The 14,619-nt window shown below is 38.2% G+C and carries 13 protein-coding genes; 6 read left to right on the plus strand and 7 right to left on the minus strand.

The window, feature by feature from the left end; genetic code table 11:
* Window positions 1–109: 109 nt before the first annotated feature.
* The 6 genes from alaS (at window position 110) to CYP51_RS00170 (ending at window position 7,576) form a co-directional block, all read left to right on the plus strand.
* Window positions 110–2,668: an alanine--tRNA ligase gene (alaS, locus tag CYP51_RS00145; protein ID WP_103623905.1), complete on the plus strand. Its 2,559-nt coding sequence runs from the start codon at window positions 110–112 to the stop codon at window positions 2,666–2,668.
* On the plus strand, window positions 2,665–3,165 hold the full coding sequence (locus CYP51_RS00150) for a hypothetical protein (RefSeq protein ID WP_054196863.1): 501 nt from the start codon (window positions 2,665–2,667) through the stop codon (window positions 3,163–3,165). Before alaS ends, CYP51_RS00150 begins: the two co-directional genes overlap by 4 nt.
* On the plus strand, window positions 3,162–3,704 hold the full coding sequence (gene maf, locus CYP51_RS00155) for a septum formation inhibitor Maf (protein WP_054196864.1): 543 nt from the start codon (window positions 3,162–3,164) through the stop codon (window positions 3,702–3,704). The genes CYP51_RS00150 and maf overlap by 4 nt, the downstream gene beginning before the upstream one ends.
* The gene (locus CYP51_RS00160; protein WP_103623906.1) at window positions 3,701–5,629 is read left to right on the plus strand and encodes a transglycosylase domain-containing protein; all 1,929 of its coding nucleotides are present in this window, start codon (window positions 3,701–3,703) and stop codon (window positions 5,627–5,629) included. The genes maf and CYP51_RS00160 overlap by 4 nt, the downstream gene beginning before the upstream one ends.
* A gap of 9 nt (window positions 5,630–5,638) precedes the next feature.
* A complete protein-coding gene (locus tag CYP51_RS00165) occupies window positions 5,639–5,926 on the plus strand; it encodes a ComEA family DNA-binding protein (protein WP_103623907.1) in 288 nt (95 codons plus the stop codon).
* Between the two features lie 78 nt (window positions 5,927–6,004).
* The gene (locus CYP51_RS00170; protein WP_103623908.1) at window positions 6,005–7,576 is read left to right on the plus strand and encodes a phosphoethanolamine transferase; all 1,572 of its coding nucleotides are present in this window, start codon (window positions 6,005–6,007) and stop codon (window positions 7,574–7,576) included.
* Between the two features lie 45 nt (window positions 7,577–7,621).
* Here CYP51_RS00170 and glyS read toward each other — a convergent pair whose 3' ends face one another.
* The 7 genes from glyS to leuB form a co-directional block, all read right to left on the minus strand.
* Window positions 7,622–9,640, minus strand: coding sequence for a glycine--tRNA ligase subunit beta (gene glyS / locus CYP51_RS00175; RefSeq protein ID WP_103623909.1), 2,019 nt, complete (start codon window positions 9,638–9,640; stop codon window positions 7,622–7,624).
* A gap of 215 nt (window positions 9,641–9,855) precedes the next feature.
* The gene (locus tag CYP51_RS00180; protein ID WP_258032744.1) at window positions 9,856–11,196 is read right to left on the minus strand and encodes an endonuclease/exonuclease/phosphatase family protein; all 1,341 of its coding nucleotides are present in this window, start codon (window positions 11,194–11,196) and stop codon (window positions 9,856–9,858) included.
* Window positions 11,193–11,672, minus strand: a complete 480-nt coding sequence (locus CYP51_RS00185) for a tRNA (cytidine(34)-2'-O)-methyltransferase (RefSeq protein ID WP_103623910.1) — start codon at window positions 11,670–11,672, stop codon at window positions 11,193–11,195. Before CYP51_RS00185 ends, CYP51_RS00180 begins: the two co-directional genes overlap by 4 nt.
* Window positions 11,673–11,746: 74 nt before the next feature.
* Window positions 11,747–12,934 carry a CCA tRNA nucleotidyltransferase gene (locus CYP51_RS00190; RefSeq protein ID WP_103623911.1) on the minus strand — a complete coding sequence of 396 codons (1,188 nt, stop codon included), beginning with the start codon at window positions 12,932–12,934 and terminating at the stop codon, window positions 11,747–11,749.
* The gene (locus CYP51_RS00195; RefSeq protein ID WP_103623912.1) at window positions 12,894–13,310 is read right to left on the minus strand and encodes a CiaD-like domain-containing protein; all 417 of its coding nucleotides are present in this window, start codon (window positions 13,308–13,310) and stop codon (window positions 12,894–12,896) included. Before CYP51_RS00195 ends, CYP51_RS00190 begins: the two co-directional genes overlap by 41 nt.
* Entirely contained in the window at window positions 13,307–13,552 is a 246-nt protein-coding gene (locus CYP51_RS00200) for a hypothetical protein (protein ID WP_021091490.1), read from the minus strand. The genes CYP51_RS00195 and CYP51_RS00200 overlap by 4 nt, the downstream gene beginning before the upstream one ends.
* A complete protein-coding gene (leuB, locus tag CYP51_RS00205) occupies window positions 13,549–14,616 on the minus strand; it encodes a 3-isopropylmalate dehydrogenase (protein WP_103623913.1) in 1,068 nt (355 codons plus the stop codon). Before leuB ends, CYP51_RS00200 begins: the two co-directional genes overlap by 4 nt.
* Window positions 14,617–14,619 lie beyond the last annotated feature (3 nt).

The following is a 14,619-nucleotide window of genomic DNA, read 5'->3' on the forward strand; positions in this document are numbered from 1 at the left end:
AATAAATTTATAAAATATATTAAGCAAAAATTAATTTTGTATTTTTTTATAAATTTACAAACGATTTTTAGCTAAAATCGAGCAAAATTTAAAACTAACGAGGATAAAAATGCAAAATTTAGATATAAGAAAGGCATATCTTGATTTTTTTAAATCAAAAGGTCACGAAGTAGTAGCTTCTGCACCACTCGTACCAAACGATGCAACACTACTTTTCACAAACGCTGGTATGGTGCCATTTAAGAGCATTTTCACAGGTGAAGTGCCACGCCCAACACCACCTATCCGCACTAGCTGTCAGACCTGCATAAGAGCTGGAGGCAAGCACAACGACCTTGATAACGTCGGCTACACAGCGCGCCACCATACATTTTTTGAGATGCTTGGCAACTTTAGCTTTGGCGAATACTTCAAAAAAGAGGCGATTGCTTACGCTTGGGAATTTGTCACAGAAGTGCTAAAACTACCAAAAGATAAGCTTTATGTAACCGTTCATGAAAGCGACGATGAGGCGTTTGAAATTTGGAGCACTCACATCGCAAAAGAGAGAATTTACCGCTTTGGCGACCATGATAACTTCTGGCAAATGGGCGATACTGGACCATGCGGCCCTTGCAGTGAAATTTTTTACGATCAAGGCGCTGAGCACTTTAACACGCCAGAAGATTACATGGGTGGCGATGGAGATAGATTTTTAGAGATCTGGAACCTTGTTTTCATGCAGTATGAAAGAAGCGCGGATGGCAAACTAAGCCCACTACCAAAGCCAAGCATCGATACTGGCATGGGACTTGAGCGCGTTACAGCTATCTTGCAAGGTAAATTTAGCAACTACGACAGCACACTTTTTATGCCGCTTATAAACGAAGTGGCAAAGCTTTGCGGCAAGCCATACGTCTATGAAAGTGGCGCTAGCTACCGCGTCATAAGCGACCACATCCGCTCAGTCACATTTTTGCTAGCTCAAGGCACGACGTTTGACAAAGAAGGCCGTGGCTACGTGCTTCGCCGTATCTTACGCCGCGCGATCCGCCATGGATACTTACTAGGCATAAAAGAGCCATTTATGTATAAGCTTGTCGATAAAGTTTGCGAGCTTATGGGCGGACACTACACCTATCTAAACGATAAAAAAGCGGCTGTAAAAGAGCAGATAAAGCTTGAAGAAGAGAGATTTTTGGCGACAATCGCGAGTGGTTTAGAGCTATTTGAGAGTGAGCTTAAAAATACAAAAGAAATTTTTAGCGGAGAGGCTGCGTTTAAGCTTTATGACACATTTGGCTTCCCACTTGACCTAACAGCTGATATGCTTAGAGAAAAAGGCTTAAAAGTCGATGAGGCAAGGTTTGATGAGCTTATGAGCGAGCAAAAAGCACGTGCAAAAGCTGCTTGGAAAGGCAGTGGCGACAAGAGTGCGAAGGGCGATTTTAAAGAGCTACTTGAGAATTTTGGCGAGAATAAATTTATAGGCTACGAAGAGCTTAAGAGTAAAAGTAAAATTTTAGCCCTGCTTGATGAAGAATTTAAAAATGTAGATAGCTTAGATGCTGGCAAAGAGGGCTGGGTGATGTTTGATGTCACTCCATTTTACGCTCAAAGCGGTGGTCAGTGCGGCGATAGCGGCAAGATAATTGGTAAAGCAAATGTGCTTGATACGCAAAAATTCCACGGACTAAATTTATCTTTAGTAAAAACTAATGCGGCGCTAAAAGTTGGTGATGAAGCAGAGCTTGAAGTTGGCAGTGATAGAGCCCAGATCGCACGTCATCACAGCGCCACACACTTACTTCACGCGGCCCTTAGAAACGTGCTTGGCACGCATATCGCTCAAGCTGGCTCAAGTGTAGAAGCAGATAGGCTAAGGTTCGACTTCTCTCATCCAAAAGCACTTACTAGCGAAGAAATTTCAAAGGTCGAAAATTTGGTAAATGAGTGGATACTAAATGGTGCTAACTCAAAAACAGAACTTATGAAACTTGAAGATGCTAAAAATAGTGGAGCTATCGCACTATTTAACGAAAAATATGCCGACAAAGTAAGAGTTGTGAGCTTTGGCGACGTCAGCAAAGAGCTTTGCGGTGGCACACACGTTAAAAATATAGATGAGATAGGATCATTTTTCATCACAAAAGAGAGCGGCGTAAGTGCTGGTGTTAGGCGCATAGAGGCTGTTTGCTCAAGGGCTGCGCTAAATTTAGCAAAATCATTTAGAGCTGAGCTTGATGAGCTAAAAGATGAGTTAAAGAGCACTGAGCCACTAAATGCGGTCAAAAAGCTAAAAAATGAACTAAGAGTTTTAAAAGATAAACTAAAAAATGCTAAAAATTCTCATGAGCTAGTCTATTTAGATATAAATAAAACCAAACTTTGCGTTACAAGCGTAGATGGTGGAGATATAAAAACCTTGATAGACGAGTTTAAAAATGAGCATGAAAGTGCTGCTATTTTGCTAATCCAAGCTGATGAGAGTGGTAAAATTTCTCTTGCAGCTGGAGTTAAAAACGCTCCTTTAAAGGCAGGTGCTTGGGTAAAATTTGCAGCACAAATTCTAGGCGGCAATGGCGGTGGTAAAGATGACTTTGCAACAGCTGGTGGCAAAAATGCATCAATGATAGAAGATGCGATAAAAGATTCACTTGGATACGCAAGGCAAGCCTTAGAAAAATGAGTCATTACGATATAGCTTTTATAAAATTTGACCAAGTAGTACTATTTTTGCATGTATGCTTTGTAGCTCTTTTTGTGGGGCTACAAGCCGGTCTTGTGCTTGTTGGAAGTTACTTTATAAAAAATAAATTTGAAGACAAGGAACGCTATCACATCTTACTTCACATTATAAGACGCTTTGGTATTGCGATTTTCATACTAATCCTTTGCGTGATAGCGACAAGCATAGTTATAATTTTTGGATTTTATGATGCAAATTTGACAAACCCTATGGCAAGTGCGATGGTAGCAACAAAATGCGCAATAGAACTATTTTTGCTATTAAATTTAAGCTATATATTTTATAGATACAAAAAGGCCTTAAAAGCACTAAGATCGCATGAAATGATCGAGCTAAATGAGAGTTTGATCGTTATAATTTATTACTTCACACCGCTAAATTTATTAGCTTCCCTAGCAGCTATTTATCTTGGCATAAGCTATAAGGTGTTTTTATGATAACACTTGCTTCAAGCTCACCAACAAGGGCAAATTTATTAAAAGATGCTGGCATAAATTTCATTCAAATTTCTTTCCAGTTTGACGAGAGCAAGATAGAAAAAAATGTAAAGCCTGAAATTTATGTCCAAAATGTTGTAAAAGCCAAAAAAGAGCAATTTTTAAAAGAAAATGTAGGTCTTAAAAATTTGCTCTTTGCAGATAGCTGTGTGGCGTGTGGAGATAAAATTTTAGGTAAAGCAAAAGACGAGAATGAGGCGCTTGCTATGCTAAATTTACAAAGTGGCAACGAATGTAGCGTCTATACGGCGATGATATTTTTAGGCGAATTTGAGCTTATAAACGTGAGCAAGACCACATATAAATTTGCTAAATTTAGCGAGCAAGATTTAAAAAGCTACCTAGAAAGTGGCGAGTGGCGAGGTAAGGCTGGAGCCATGACGATAGAAAATTTTAATAAAAAATACATCATCTCCCAACACGGCGAAACTAGCACGGCCATGGGACTAAATTTAAAAATATTAAAGGCATTTTTATGAAATATATCTTGGTATTTATCTTTATAGTTGCCATTTCGCTTGGTGGAGCATTTTTATATTTTTATTCGCAAGTTAGATTTGATGCTTACGTTATTATTGATTATAAACCAAAGCTTACAACGCAAATTTTTGATAGAAACAACGAACTCATCGCAAATATCTTTGAAGAAAATAGAATTTACGTAAAATATAACGACATCCCGCCGCGTGTCATCGAAGCACTTGTGGCTATCGAAGATACGAGCTACTTTGAGCACGGCGGCATAAACGTAGAAGCCATGGCAAGGGCTGCCATAAAAGATATTAAAGCTAGAAAACTAGTCGAGGGAGCTTCAACACTAACACAACAGCTCATTAAAAATTTGGCTCTAAGCCGTGAGAAGAAATTTACAAGAAAGATAAAAGAGATCGTGCTTGCTATGAAGCTTGAAAGCGAGCTTAGCAAAGAAGATATCATAGAAAGATACCTAAATCACGTCTATTTTGGACATGGCTACTACGGCATAAAAACAGCAGCTGAGGGATATTTTAGAAAAGAGCTAAATGAGCTAAGCATAAAAGAAGTTGCCATGCTAGTTGGCTTGCCAAAAGCTCCAAGCACTTATGATCCTACAAAGCACCTTGACCTATCACTTAGCCGTGCAAATAGAGTGCTTGAGAGAATGTATAACATCGGCTGGATAAATGAGGACGAGTACCGCAAGGGCGTGCTTGAAGAGCCAGCGGTCTTTGATGACACACTCACAAGAAATAAAGCCCCTTACGTGGTCGATGAGATCATAAAAGAGGCTTCAAAGAAATTTGACGATATAAAAACTGGCGGCTACAAGATACAAAGCACCGTCGATCTAAACGTGCAAAAGATCGCTCAAGACGCCCTAGTCTATGGCTACAATGAAATTTTAAAAAGAGATAAAAAGGCAAATCCAGAGATGCTAAATGGCGCTATCGTCGTCACTCATCCACAAAGCGGTCAAATTTTAGCTCTAATTGGCGGCATCGACTACGCAAAAAGTAGCTACAACAGAGCGACACAAAGCAAGCGCCAGCCAGGATCTAGCTTTAAGCCATTTATCTATCAAATAGCCCTTGATAGCGGCTACTCGGTCGTCTCTCAAGTAGCTGATATCGCTAGGACGTTTGACATGGGCAATGGCAAAGAATGGACGCCAAAAAACTATAGCGGTGGTTTTCAAGGCTACATCACGATAAAATCAGCCTTAACCCAGTCTCGCAACCTCGCAACCATAAATTTACTAAACGATCTTGGTCTTAGCTCAGTTCGCAAACAGCTTACAGATATGGGCTTTAACGACATCCCTGAAAATTTATCAATCGCACTTGGTAGCTTTGGAATTTCGCCACTTGACTTTGCGAAATTTTACTCGATGTTTCCAAACGATGGCGAAGTGGTCGAGCCTACGCTCATTAAGCATATAGAAAATAGCTTTGGCGCGTCGATGGACTATGAGCCTCAAAAGAAGCAAGTGCTAAAACCAGAACAAGCATTTTTGATGACGACACTTCTTCAAAATGTCGTAAATAACGGTACTGGACGCAACGCTAAAATAAACGGCATCCAAATAGCAGGCAAAACCGGCACAACAAACAATAACATCGATGCTTGGTTTTGTGGTTACTCGCCTGATATCGAAGCGATAATCTGGTACGGAAATGACGACAACGGCCCTATGAAAAAGATTGAGGGCGGTGGTAGAACAGCCGCACCTGTGTTTAAGAAATTTATGGAAGGCTACATTAAGCTTTATCCTACTTTAAGACGTGCATTTGAGCAGCCAGACGGTGTTTATAAAGGCTATTATGGTGGCAGTGACGAATACTACACAAACGACTCACCACTACCTCAAAATATACCGGCAAATGACATCATACAAGATCAAGAAAACGATGGATTATTATTTTAGGAAGATAATATGAAGATTAAAATTTTACTTTGTTTGGTAGTTGCAAGTATTGCATATGGCGCTAATCTAAATACGGCCAGCAAAAACGAGTTAATGGAGCTTGGGCTAAGCAAAGGCCAAGCGTTAAACATTATAAAATACAGAAAAGCCCATAAATTTAAAAGCATCGATGAACTTGAAAGAGTCCAAGGTATTGGTTTTAACGATATGCAAAAAGTTAAGGCAAAACTTAGCATAAAAGAGAACGCAAAAGTCAAAAAATCTGAAGTAAAAAACTCCAAAGACAAGAAAAAATAATCTTATTTTTTATTTAAATTTTCTAGCCATTTACACTTGAGTCCTATTATTATGACTTTTTATAAAGGCTGGTTAGAGATGCTAAATATTAATAAATTTAAAAGTATCAGTTTTCTAAAGTTTCTAACTTTATTTACTGCTTACATATTTTTTATAAATTATATATTTTTATACAAGGGCGTTTTTTCAGGCTTTCTACAAAATAATCAATTTTCTTTTTCTATATTCTTTTTTCTTATATTTGCAATTGTCTTTATCTTGGTTTTCGCTAGTATTTTTTGTATTTTATTTTTGCCTTTTTCACTAAAGCCAGTTGCGATTATTTTGATTTTAGCAAGTGGCATATCTGCTTACTTTATGCAAGCATATGGTGTTATTATAGATAAAGATATGTTATTAAACGTCCTACATACCGATACCAAAGAAGCTTTTAGTTACTTTAGTACAGGTTTAGTTTTTTGGATAATTTTTACAACCATCTTACCTTGCGTATATGTATTATTTGTAAAAATTAACTATGGTAGTTTCAAAAATGAGCTTAAATCAAGAGCAAAAATTATCTCATTTTCTATAGTTGCGATAGCTATCATATTTTCATTAACGTCTAAAATTTTTATACCATTTTTTAGAGAACACTCGAATTTAAGGACCGCATTACTCCCATACTATCCCATCTACTCAGCTATAAAACTAGTAAAATCGCTCACACAAAAACCACTACCTTTTACTTATGTAGCAGATGATGCGGCACTAGCTGATGATAAAAAGAAAATTTTAGTTTTGATAGTTGGCGAGACGCAAAGAAGTAGAAACTACTCACTAAATGGCTACACCAAAAATGATACGAATAAATTTACCAAACAAAAAGATGTAGTAAGTTTTACAAATTTCTACTCATGTGGAACAGCCACAGAAACTAGTGTGCCTTGCCTATTTTCGGACTTAAAGCGAGAAAATTTTAGTAACCGTGAAGTAAAAGCTCGTGAAAATTTAGTTGATATCATCAATAAACTTGGTATAAAAACATACTTTTTTGGCAACAATAGCGGCGGTTGCAAGGGCGTTTGTGACAATCTTGATCAAAACCATACTTCAGATCATCGAGCAGAAGGCTTTGACGAAGTGATATTTAATGAAGCAAAAAAGGTCATCGAAGATGCAAATTCCACTACCCTTATCGTACTACATCTGCAAGGCTCGCACGGCCCTATCTACTACAAAGGCTACCCAAGCAAATTTAAAGAATTTACCCCAACGTGCGACACTGCCGAGCTAAATAAATGCACACCAGATGAGATAGCAAATACCTACGACAACACTATTTTATATGAGGACTATCTACAAAGTGAGCTGATAAACGCCCTTGAAGCAAGAAAAGATGAATTTGAAGTCACTATGTTCTTTTTCTCAGATCACGGGGAGAGCCTAGGCGAAAATGGCATATATTTACATGGTCTGCCTTACTCCATCGCTCCAGATGAGCAAAAACATATCCCAGCCATCGTCTTTTCAAGCGATAGAGAACTTTTAAAAAGGCTAAAAATTAGAAAAGATGAGAGCCTTTCACATGATTTTATCTTTAGCTCAGTGCTTGGATATTTTGGGGTAAAAACTAAGGCTTATGAGCCAGAATTTGATATTTTTAGGTAGTAAATTTAAAGCCAGCCCAAGCAAGAGCCTGAAGCTGGCGTAAATTTAAAAGCTGATCTCTTTTATATCAGCTACTTTTAGTATCTCACTATAAATTTGACCGATGATTGCTATGCGATTGTTTCGCACTTTCTCGTTTTCAACATTTATCATAACTTTGTCAAAAAACTCATCTATTTGAGGTTTTAGAGCAAATAGAGCTTTTAGCCTTGGCTCATACGCTAGGCTCTTATCAACTGCTCTAAATGCGTCATTTAGGGATTTTTCAGCATCTATCTCAAAGAGACTCTCATCAACCTTGCTAAATTTATCATCTTTGATGATATTTGCAAGGCGCTTAAACGTTGAGAAATTCTCCCTAAAGCTTGTCTCGCTTGAAATTTTAGCAAGTGCCTCCATCATCTTTGTTAGCTCCAAGATATCCTTTTCGCCGCTTTTTATGCACGCTTTTACGATAGAAACATTTGCATCAAAAAAGGTGTAAAGCCTATCAAGGATGAAATTTATAAGCACTTCAACATCAAATTTCTTATAGTCTTTTGCGATATCTTCTAAAATTTCTTTTACGTTAAATTTCAAATTATGCGCCAAAACGATCTTTATCACGCCATTTGCCGCGCGTCTTAGAGCGTATGGGTCTTTCGTGCCGCTTGGTATTTTGCCGATGCTAAAGAGCCCCATTAGCGTATCAAGCTTATTTGAAAGCGCCACAACCGAACTAAAGACCTTGCTTGGGCACTGCGCCTCCTCGCCGTCTGGCAAATACTGCTCTTTTATGGCTAGAACGACGTCTTTATCCTCGTTTTTAGCCTTTGCATAGTAAGCGCCCATGATACCTTGAAGCTCGGTAAACTCATAAACCATCTGCGTTGTAAGATCAGCCTTGCTTAACATCACAGCTCGCTCAAGCTTGGCTCCATACTTGCCAGCTTCTTTTTTGAGTAGCTCGTCGTAGTTGCTAGCAAGTTTTTTGGCCACTTTTAGCTCTCTAAGCTCTTTTTCATAGATACTTCCAAGCTCTTTTAGGTAGGTTATATTTTTTAGTTTTTCTGGGCTAAATTCGTGCGCTAGGTCGCTTTGCCAAAAGAACATCGCATCACTTAGCCTTGCCCTTAGCACCTTTTCGTTGCCCTTGATGATGAGTGAGTAGTCTTTTGTGATGGCGTTACTTACGACTACAAAGCCATTTGCGAGCTTACCATCTTTAAAGACTGGGAAGTAGCGCTGATTTTCTTTCATAGAAGTGATGATGACCTCACTTGGCACCTCCAAAAATTCCTTTTCAAACGAGCCAAGAAGTGCTGTCGGATACTCGGTAATCGCCACAACTTCAGCTAACAAGTCTTTATCGATTTCGATCTTTAGCCCGCTTTTTTGGCTAATTTTTTCAAACTCATCAAGGATTATTTTTTCTCTCTCGCCTGCTTCAAGCACGACACCACGGCTCTTTGAGCCTTCAAAATACTCTTTTATATTTGAAATTTTTATCTTGTCATAGCTGATACTTCTATGTGGATAGGTTGAATCACCGCTCTCTACGCCAAATTTATTAAATTTTATGACCTCATCGCCAAGCAAACACAAAAACGATCTTATCGGGCGGATAAACTCAAACTCACCATTGCCCCAACGCATAGACTTGCCAAAGTTAAGACTCTTTAAAAACTCCTCAACCATCTCGCCCATTATCTTGGCAATCGGCTCGCCCTTTACCTCTTTTTCGTAGTAGAGCACCTCTTTGCCGTCTATCTCTTTAAATTTAAGCTCACTTTCATCTATGCCGCATTTATTTGCAAAGCTAAGTGCCGCCTTTGTAAAGACTCCGTCTTTTAGTGCCACTTGCTTTGGCGCACCGATAAAGCTAGCCACGCTGTCAGGCTGAGATTGTGGAAATTTCTCATGAAAAAAGACCAAACGACGCGGCGTATAATAAAATTTAAAAGGACTTACAAGATTATATTTTTCAAGCACAGCCTGCCATTTAGCATTGATATTTGGCAGCTCCCTTAAAAACGGTATCGCTGGAAGCTCCTCAACTCCAATTTCTAATAATAACTCTTTCATATTTCACTCTTTTTATTAAAATTTTCTCTTTTTTCTCTTACCATTTTTCTTGCCCTCTCCTTCTCCTGTGACTGCAAAATGACGCCTCTTATCATAAAAATAAGAAATAAAACGAACGCCGTAATCATAAAAATATCTAAAATTTGCACTCTCTACTCCACAACGATTTGGTTTTCTCTCTTGTAAATTTTAACTCTCGCATTTTCAAAACTATACTAGCCATCTTTTAGCTTTTTCTTACTATAAACCCTGATCTTACCGTATGGTGTATGCAGATAGCTCCTCTCTAGTCTGCCCGAAATTTCAGCAAAGACATCACCACTTCTAGCTTCGCTTAATTGCGATGAATCTAGTAAATTTTCGCTAATATCTTTTGTGCCATGCTCATTTATGATCTCATAAGAGCTGACTTCAAGCGCATCTTTATAAATTTTCATTCGCCTTACTAAAATATCTAGCTCTTCGCCTACAATAACACTATTTTTAGGATCATAGACATAAATTCCACGGTGATTTTTCGAGATAATAAAGCCATGCTTATCTTTTAGGACAACAACCGCTTTTTCAATCACGACTGGTACAGCTTCTGGATGATCAAAAAGCGTATCTACATCAGCCGTCTTATAGCTTTGTTCACTTGTTTTTTTATTGGCTTTGTTTTCATCTTTTTTAAAAATTTTACTCACAAAGCCTTTTTTCACTGAGCTTGATTCAGTTGAAATTTTAAACTTTAATGCAAAGTGGTCCGAGTAAAGGTCGCTCTTTGCAAAGCCTTTTTCATCGACTGCAAAGCTTGGTTTAAAGACTTCAAAACTACCACTAACATAGCTTAGATCGCCATTTTCCATAAAACTGGACGAAAGCAAAACATGATCGATCGCTCTTTTTTTACCGTGCACTGCGTGAGAATATCTATCTTTTGGCTCAAGCTCTTTATAAAGATCATAAAAATTTCTCGTTGCGATGATGTCGTTTAGGATAGACTTTTGTCCAAAGGGCGAGTTAAAATCACCCAAAATAATCACGTTTTTCTCTTTACCCAGAGCCGTTCTTAACGTTTTCTCAGCCTTTTTTTGCATATTTATGCCATTTTTATAAGTTGGAAAGTGATTTACAAATATGCTAAATTTCTTACCTTCTGTCTCAAAAATAACCCTTAAAATATTTCTTGTCTTTACATTTGGAACTTTAAAAATTTCACTGCCACTTGGCTGCAACTTTGAAATAAGCCCAAGCCCAACAGGCGAGTTTTTCTCCTTTGTAAAGCTTACAAATTTATACTCGCTATCACTTACTAGAGCTTTTAAAACCTGCTCATTTTCGATCTCTTGAAGTGCGATAATGTCTGTATTTAGTGCATTTATGACTTGTCTTGTTTTTTGTAGTTTTGAATCAGCCGCCTCGCAGTCCCACTTTGATACGCCTACTTTAAAATCAAGATATTCGCTACCATCATCTTTGCAATCAAATAAATTTTGCACATTATAAGTTGCGATGCTAATTTCACTCGAAAATGCCACTAAAATGGTAAAAACTAAAGCAAAGACTACTCTCAAATCTCACTCCTAAAGTAAAATTTATCGATATTTTGTCTGATCGCCTCATACGCGATGATACCAGCACTCATAGCTAGATTTAGACTTCTGCCCTCTTTCCCCATAGGTATGGTTATGGCGTTTTTAAAATTTATATCCATAAATTCTCTTGGCAGCCCGGTACTCTCTCCGCCAAAAAATATAAAATCTCCTGGCTTAAACCTAGCCTCGTAGTAAAGCCTATTTGTCTTTGTGGTAGCGAAGAAAAATCTATCCTTGTGGTTTAAGTTTGCTTCTAAAAATTCTTCCAAACTATCCCAAATTTTTGGATTTAAAATTTTCCAGTAGTCAAGCCCCGCTCGTCTAACAGCCTTTTCACTCAGGTCAAATACGGTAGGTTTGACGATATGCAGCTTTAAATTTGCATTAACACACATTCTGCCGATAGCTCCAGTATTTTGCGGTATCTGAGGATGAACTAAGACTATGTTAAACATAAGCTTTCTTTGCCTTAAAAAGTGTTATAAACTAGCCTATTTTAGCCAAAATGGGCTTTTAAGAGTTTTAAAGACTAATCTTTTCTAGGCTTACGCTCGCTTAGATATTTTGAAATTTCAAGCTCTTGCCTACGTTTTATCTCTTTTGCGATCTCTTCGTTTTTAAAACCAGCTGATAAAATTTCTGCCACATCGACTTTCGCGTCAAATTTTGCCTCATAAATTCCAAGCTTCTTGGCACGCTCTATCCGCTCTTTATTATAGGCTCCAAGCCATGATTTTATGGGCATGTTTAGGGCAATTTGCATTAGCTCTTTATCGCTTGGCATGTCCTTAAAATAAGGCTGCTTTAAGATAGAAAAATAGCTCTTTGGTAGACGCATTTTCTCTAAAATTTCTTTTGTGCCAAGCTCAAATTTGCCAAAAAATAGATACAAAAATAATCTCTCATCATCCACAAATTCTCTAGCACTCTTAAGATCACTTAAAAACCAATCATACCTAGAAATTTGCACGCCAAAAATTTCTTTAAAAAGTCCAAGCTCAAAAAGATAGTAAGCTCCTTTTTCTAGATACTTTGCGCGAAAAAATTTAATAAGCTCAGTATTTATCCTATCTCTGCTTAAAAACTCCAAACTAAGGCTTGTCATAAGGGCTAGCGTCTCATCAGCTATGCTAAAATCAAGCCTCGCGCTAAACTGCACGCCACGAAGTATCCTTAGCGGATCTTCTTTAAATTTTTCACTATCAATGTGCCTTAATGTCTTGTTTGCCAGATCTTGCTTTCCGCCGTAAAAGTCTAAAATTTCTCCGTTAAAAATATTCATCATCATGGCATTTATCGTGAAATCTCGCCTAAGACTCGCTATTTTGGGATTGTTAATATAGCTTATTGCAAAGTCTTTGTGCGAATTTCCAGTTTTGCTCTCGCTTCTTGGAAGCCCAATATCGTAGTTTTTGTATTTGTAGATAAAGTAGCTTTTACCAACACCACTAGCGCCTATGCTAGCCATTAGCTCATTAAATTTAGTAGGCTCAATGTCATAAACTTCGATATCATAATCGTAAATTTCTCGCCCTAAGAACGCATCTCTCACGCAGCCACCAACTAGATAGACACGTGAAGTAAATGGGGCAAATAGCGACCTAAAAAAGTCTAGCTCGCTATTTTTATAAATTTTATTCTTGATTTTTATCTCATTTTTTGAGCCATCTAATGGCTTATTTTGAGAGATTTTGGAGTCTATTTTCGATATTTGCAAGGGTAAATTCTAAAAATTTTGTCGTTAGTTCAAGCCTTGAAGCAAGATTTTGTTCACTAGTTTGTTTAAGCCCTTCAAAAAGCACTTCTATGCGTTCAGCAAGGTTTGCTAAGAAAATTTTCTCTTCGCTCACCTCTCTATTTTTTATTGGACTTACTGGTTCCTCTTTTACCTCAAATGCTTGCTCATTTTGTAAATTTGCCTCAACTTTTAGCTCGTTATTTAGCGCATTTTCATTATTCTCTATGGCCAAAAGCTCTTTTTTTAGATTCTCACGCTCGAGCTCTTCTTGCTTTTTACTTTGCAATGCTTCTATTTTCTCAAGCTCAGCGCTAACCTCACTGATTGCCATTCTAGCGATATCATCAAGCTTCATAATCTTATCAACCACCTTTTAAATTCATTTATCTCTTCATCACTTTTCATCGCTATAAAAAACTCTTTCATCTGCTCGTTTTTTATCGCTCGCTCTTTGCGAAGTCCGCTCAGGCGGTTTATCGCACTAAGGGCATCTTTGTTTGACGGATCTTGCTTTAAGATATTTTTATAAATTTCAAGTGCATCATCTTTTAGCCCCTGAGCTTCATAGATCAGTGCTTCAGTGATTGTGTTTTTCATTTTTTGATAAATCCTGCGATAACATCGCCTATCTCGCTAGTTGAGCAAATTTCAACCGCATTAAAAGCAGCGATATCTTTTGTTCTATAACCTTTTGCAAGTGCCTCTTTCACAGCATTTTCTATCGCATCTGCGGCTTCATTTTCACTAAATGCGTATCTTAGCATCATAGCTGCACTTAAAATTGTTGCGATCGGATTTGCTATGCCCTGCCCTGCAATGTCTGGAGCTGAGCCGTGTATCGGCTCGTAAATTCCCACTTTACCGCCCATGCTAGCGCTTGGCAAAAGTCCTATCGAGCCACAAACCATACTTGCTTCGTCGCTTAAGATGTCGCCGAATAAATTTTCAGTAAGTATGACGTCAAAATTTGCTGGAGCTCTTACTAGTTGCATAGCTGCGTTATCGACGTACATAAAGCTAAGCTCTACTTCAGGGTAATTTTTAGCCACTTCGCTAGTCACCTCACGCCAAAGCTGACTTGTCTCAAGCACATTTGCCTTATCGACCATGCAGACCTTTTTCTTACGAAGCATTGCTGTTTCAAAAGCGATCTTTGCAATGCGCTCTATCTCCATTTTAGAATAAACCATCGTATTAAACGCTCTATCTTCACCTTTTTCTCTAGGCTCGCCAAAATAAAGTCCGCCTGTTAGCTCACGAACCACGACAAAATCAACGCCTTTTAGAACTTCTGGCTTTAGAGTACTAGCATCCACAAGCTCATCAAAAACAATAGCTGGGCGTAAATTTGCATAAGCCTCTAGCTCTTTTCTAATCTTTAAAAGCCCACTCTCTGGTCTTAGGTGTCTTGGCAGGCTGTCCCATTTCTCGCCGCCGATCGCTCCAAAAAGCACAGCGTCGCTACTAAGCGCTGAGCTTAGAGTCTCATCTGGTAATGGCTCGCCAAAAACGTCGTAGGCTGCTCCGCCCATAAGCTTATAGTCGTACTCAAATTTTACACCAAACTCAGCACTTACGACATCTAGAATTTTTATCGCTTCGTCGATTATTTCAGGGCCTATCCCATCGCCTTTTATAACGCAAATTTTATACTTTTTCATGCT

It is taken from the genome of Campylobacter concisus (assembly GCF_002912895.1).
Lineage (GTDB): Bacteria > Campylobacterota > Campylobacteria > Campylobacterales > Campylobacteraceae > Campylobacter_A > Campylobacter_A concisus_G.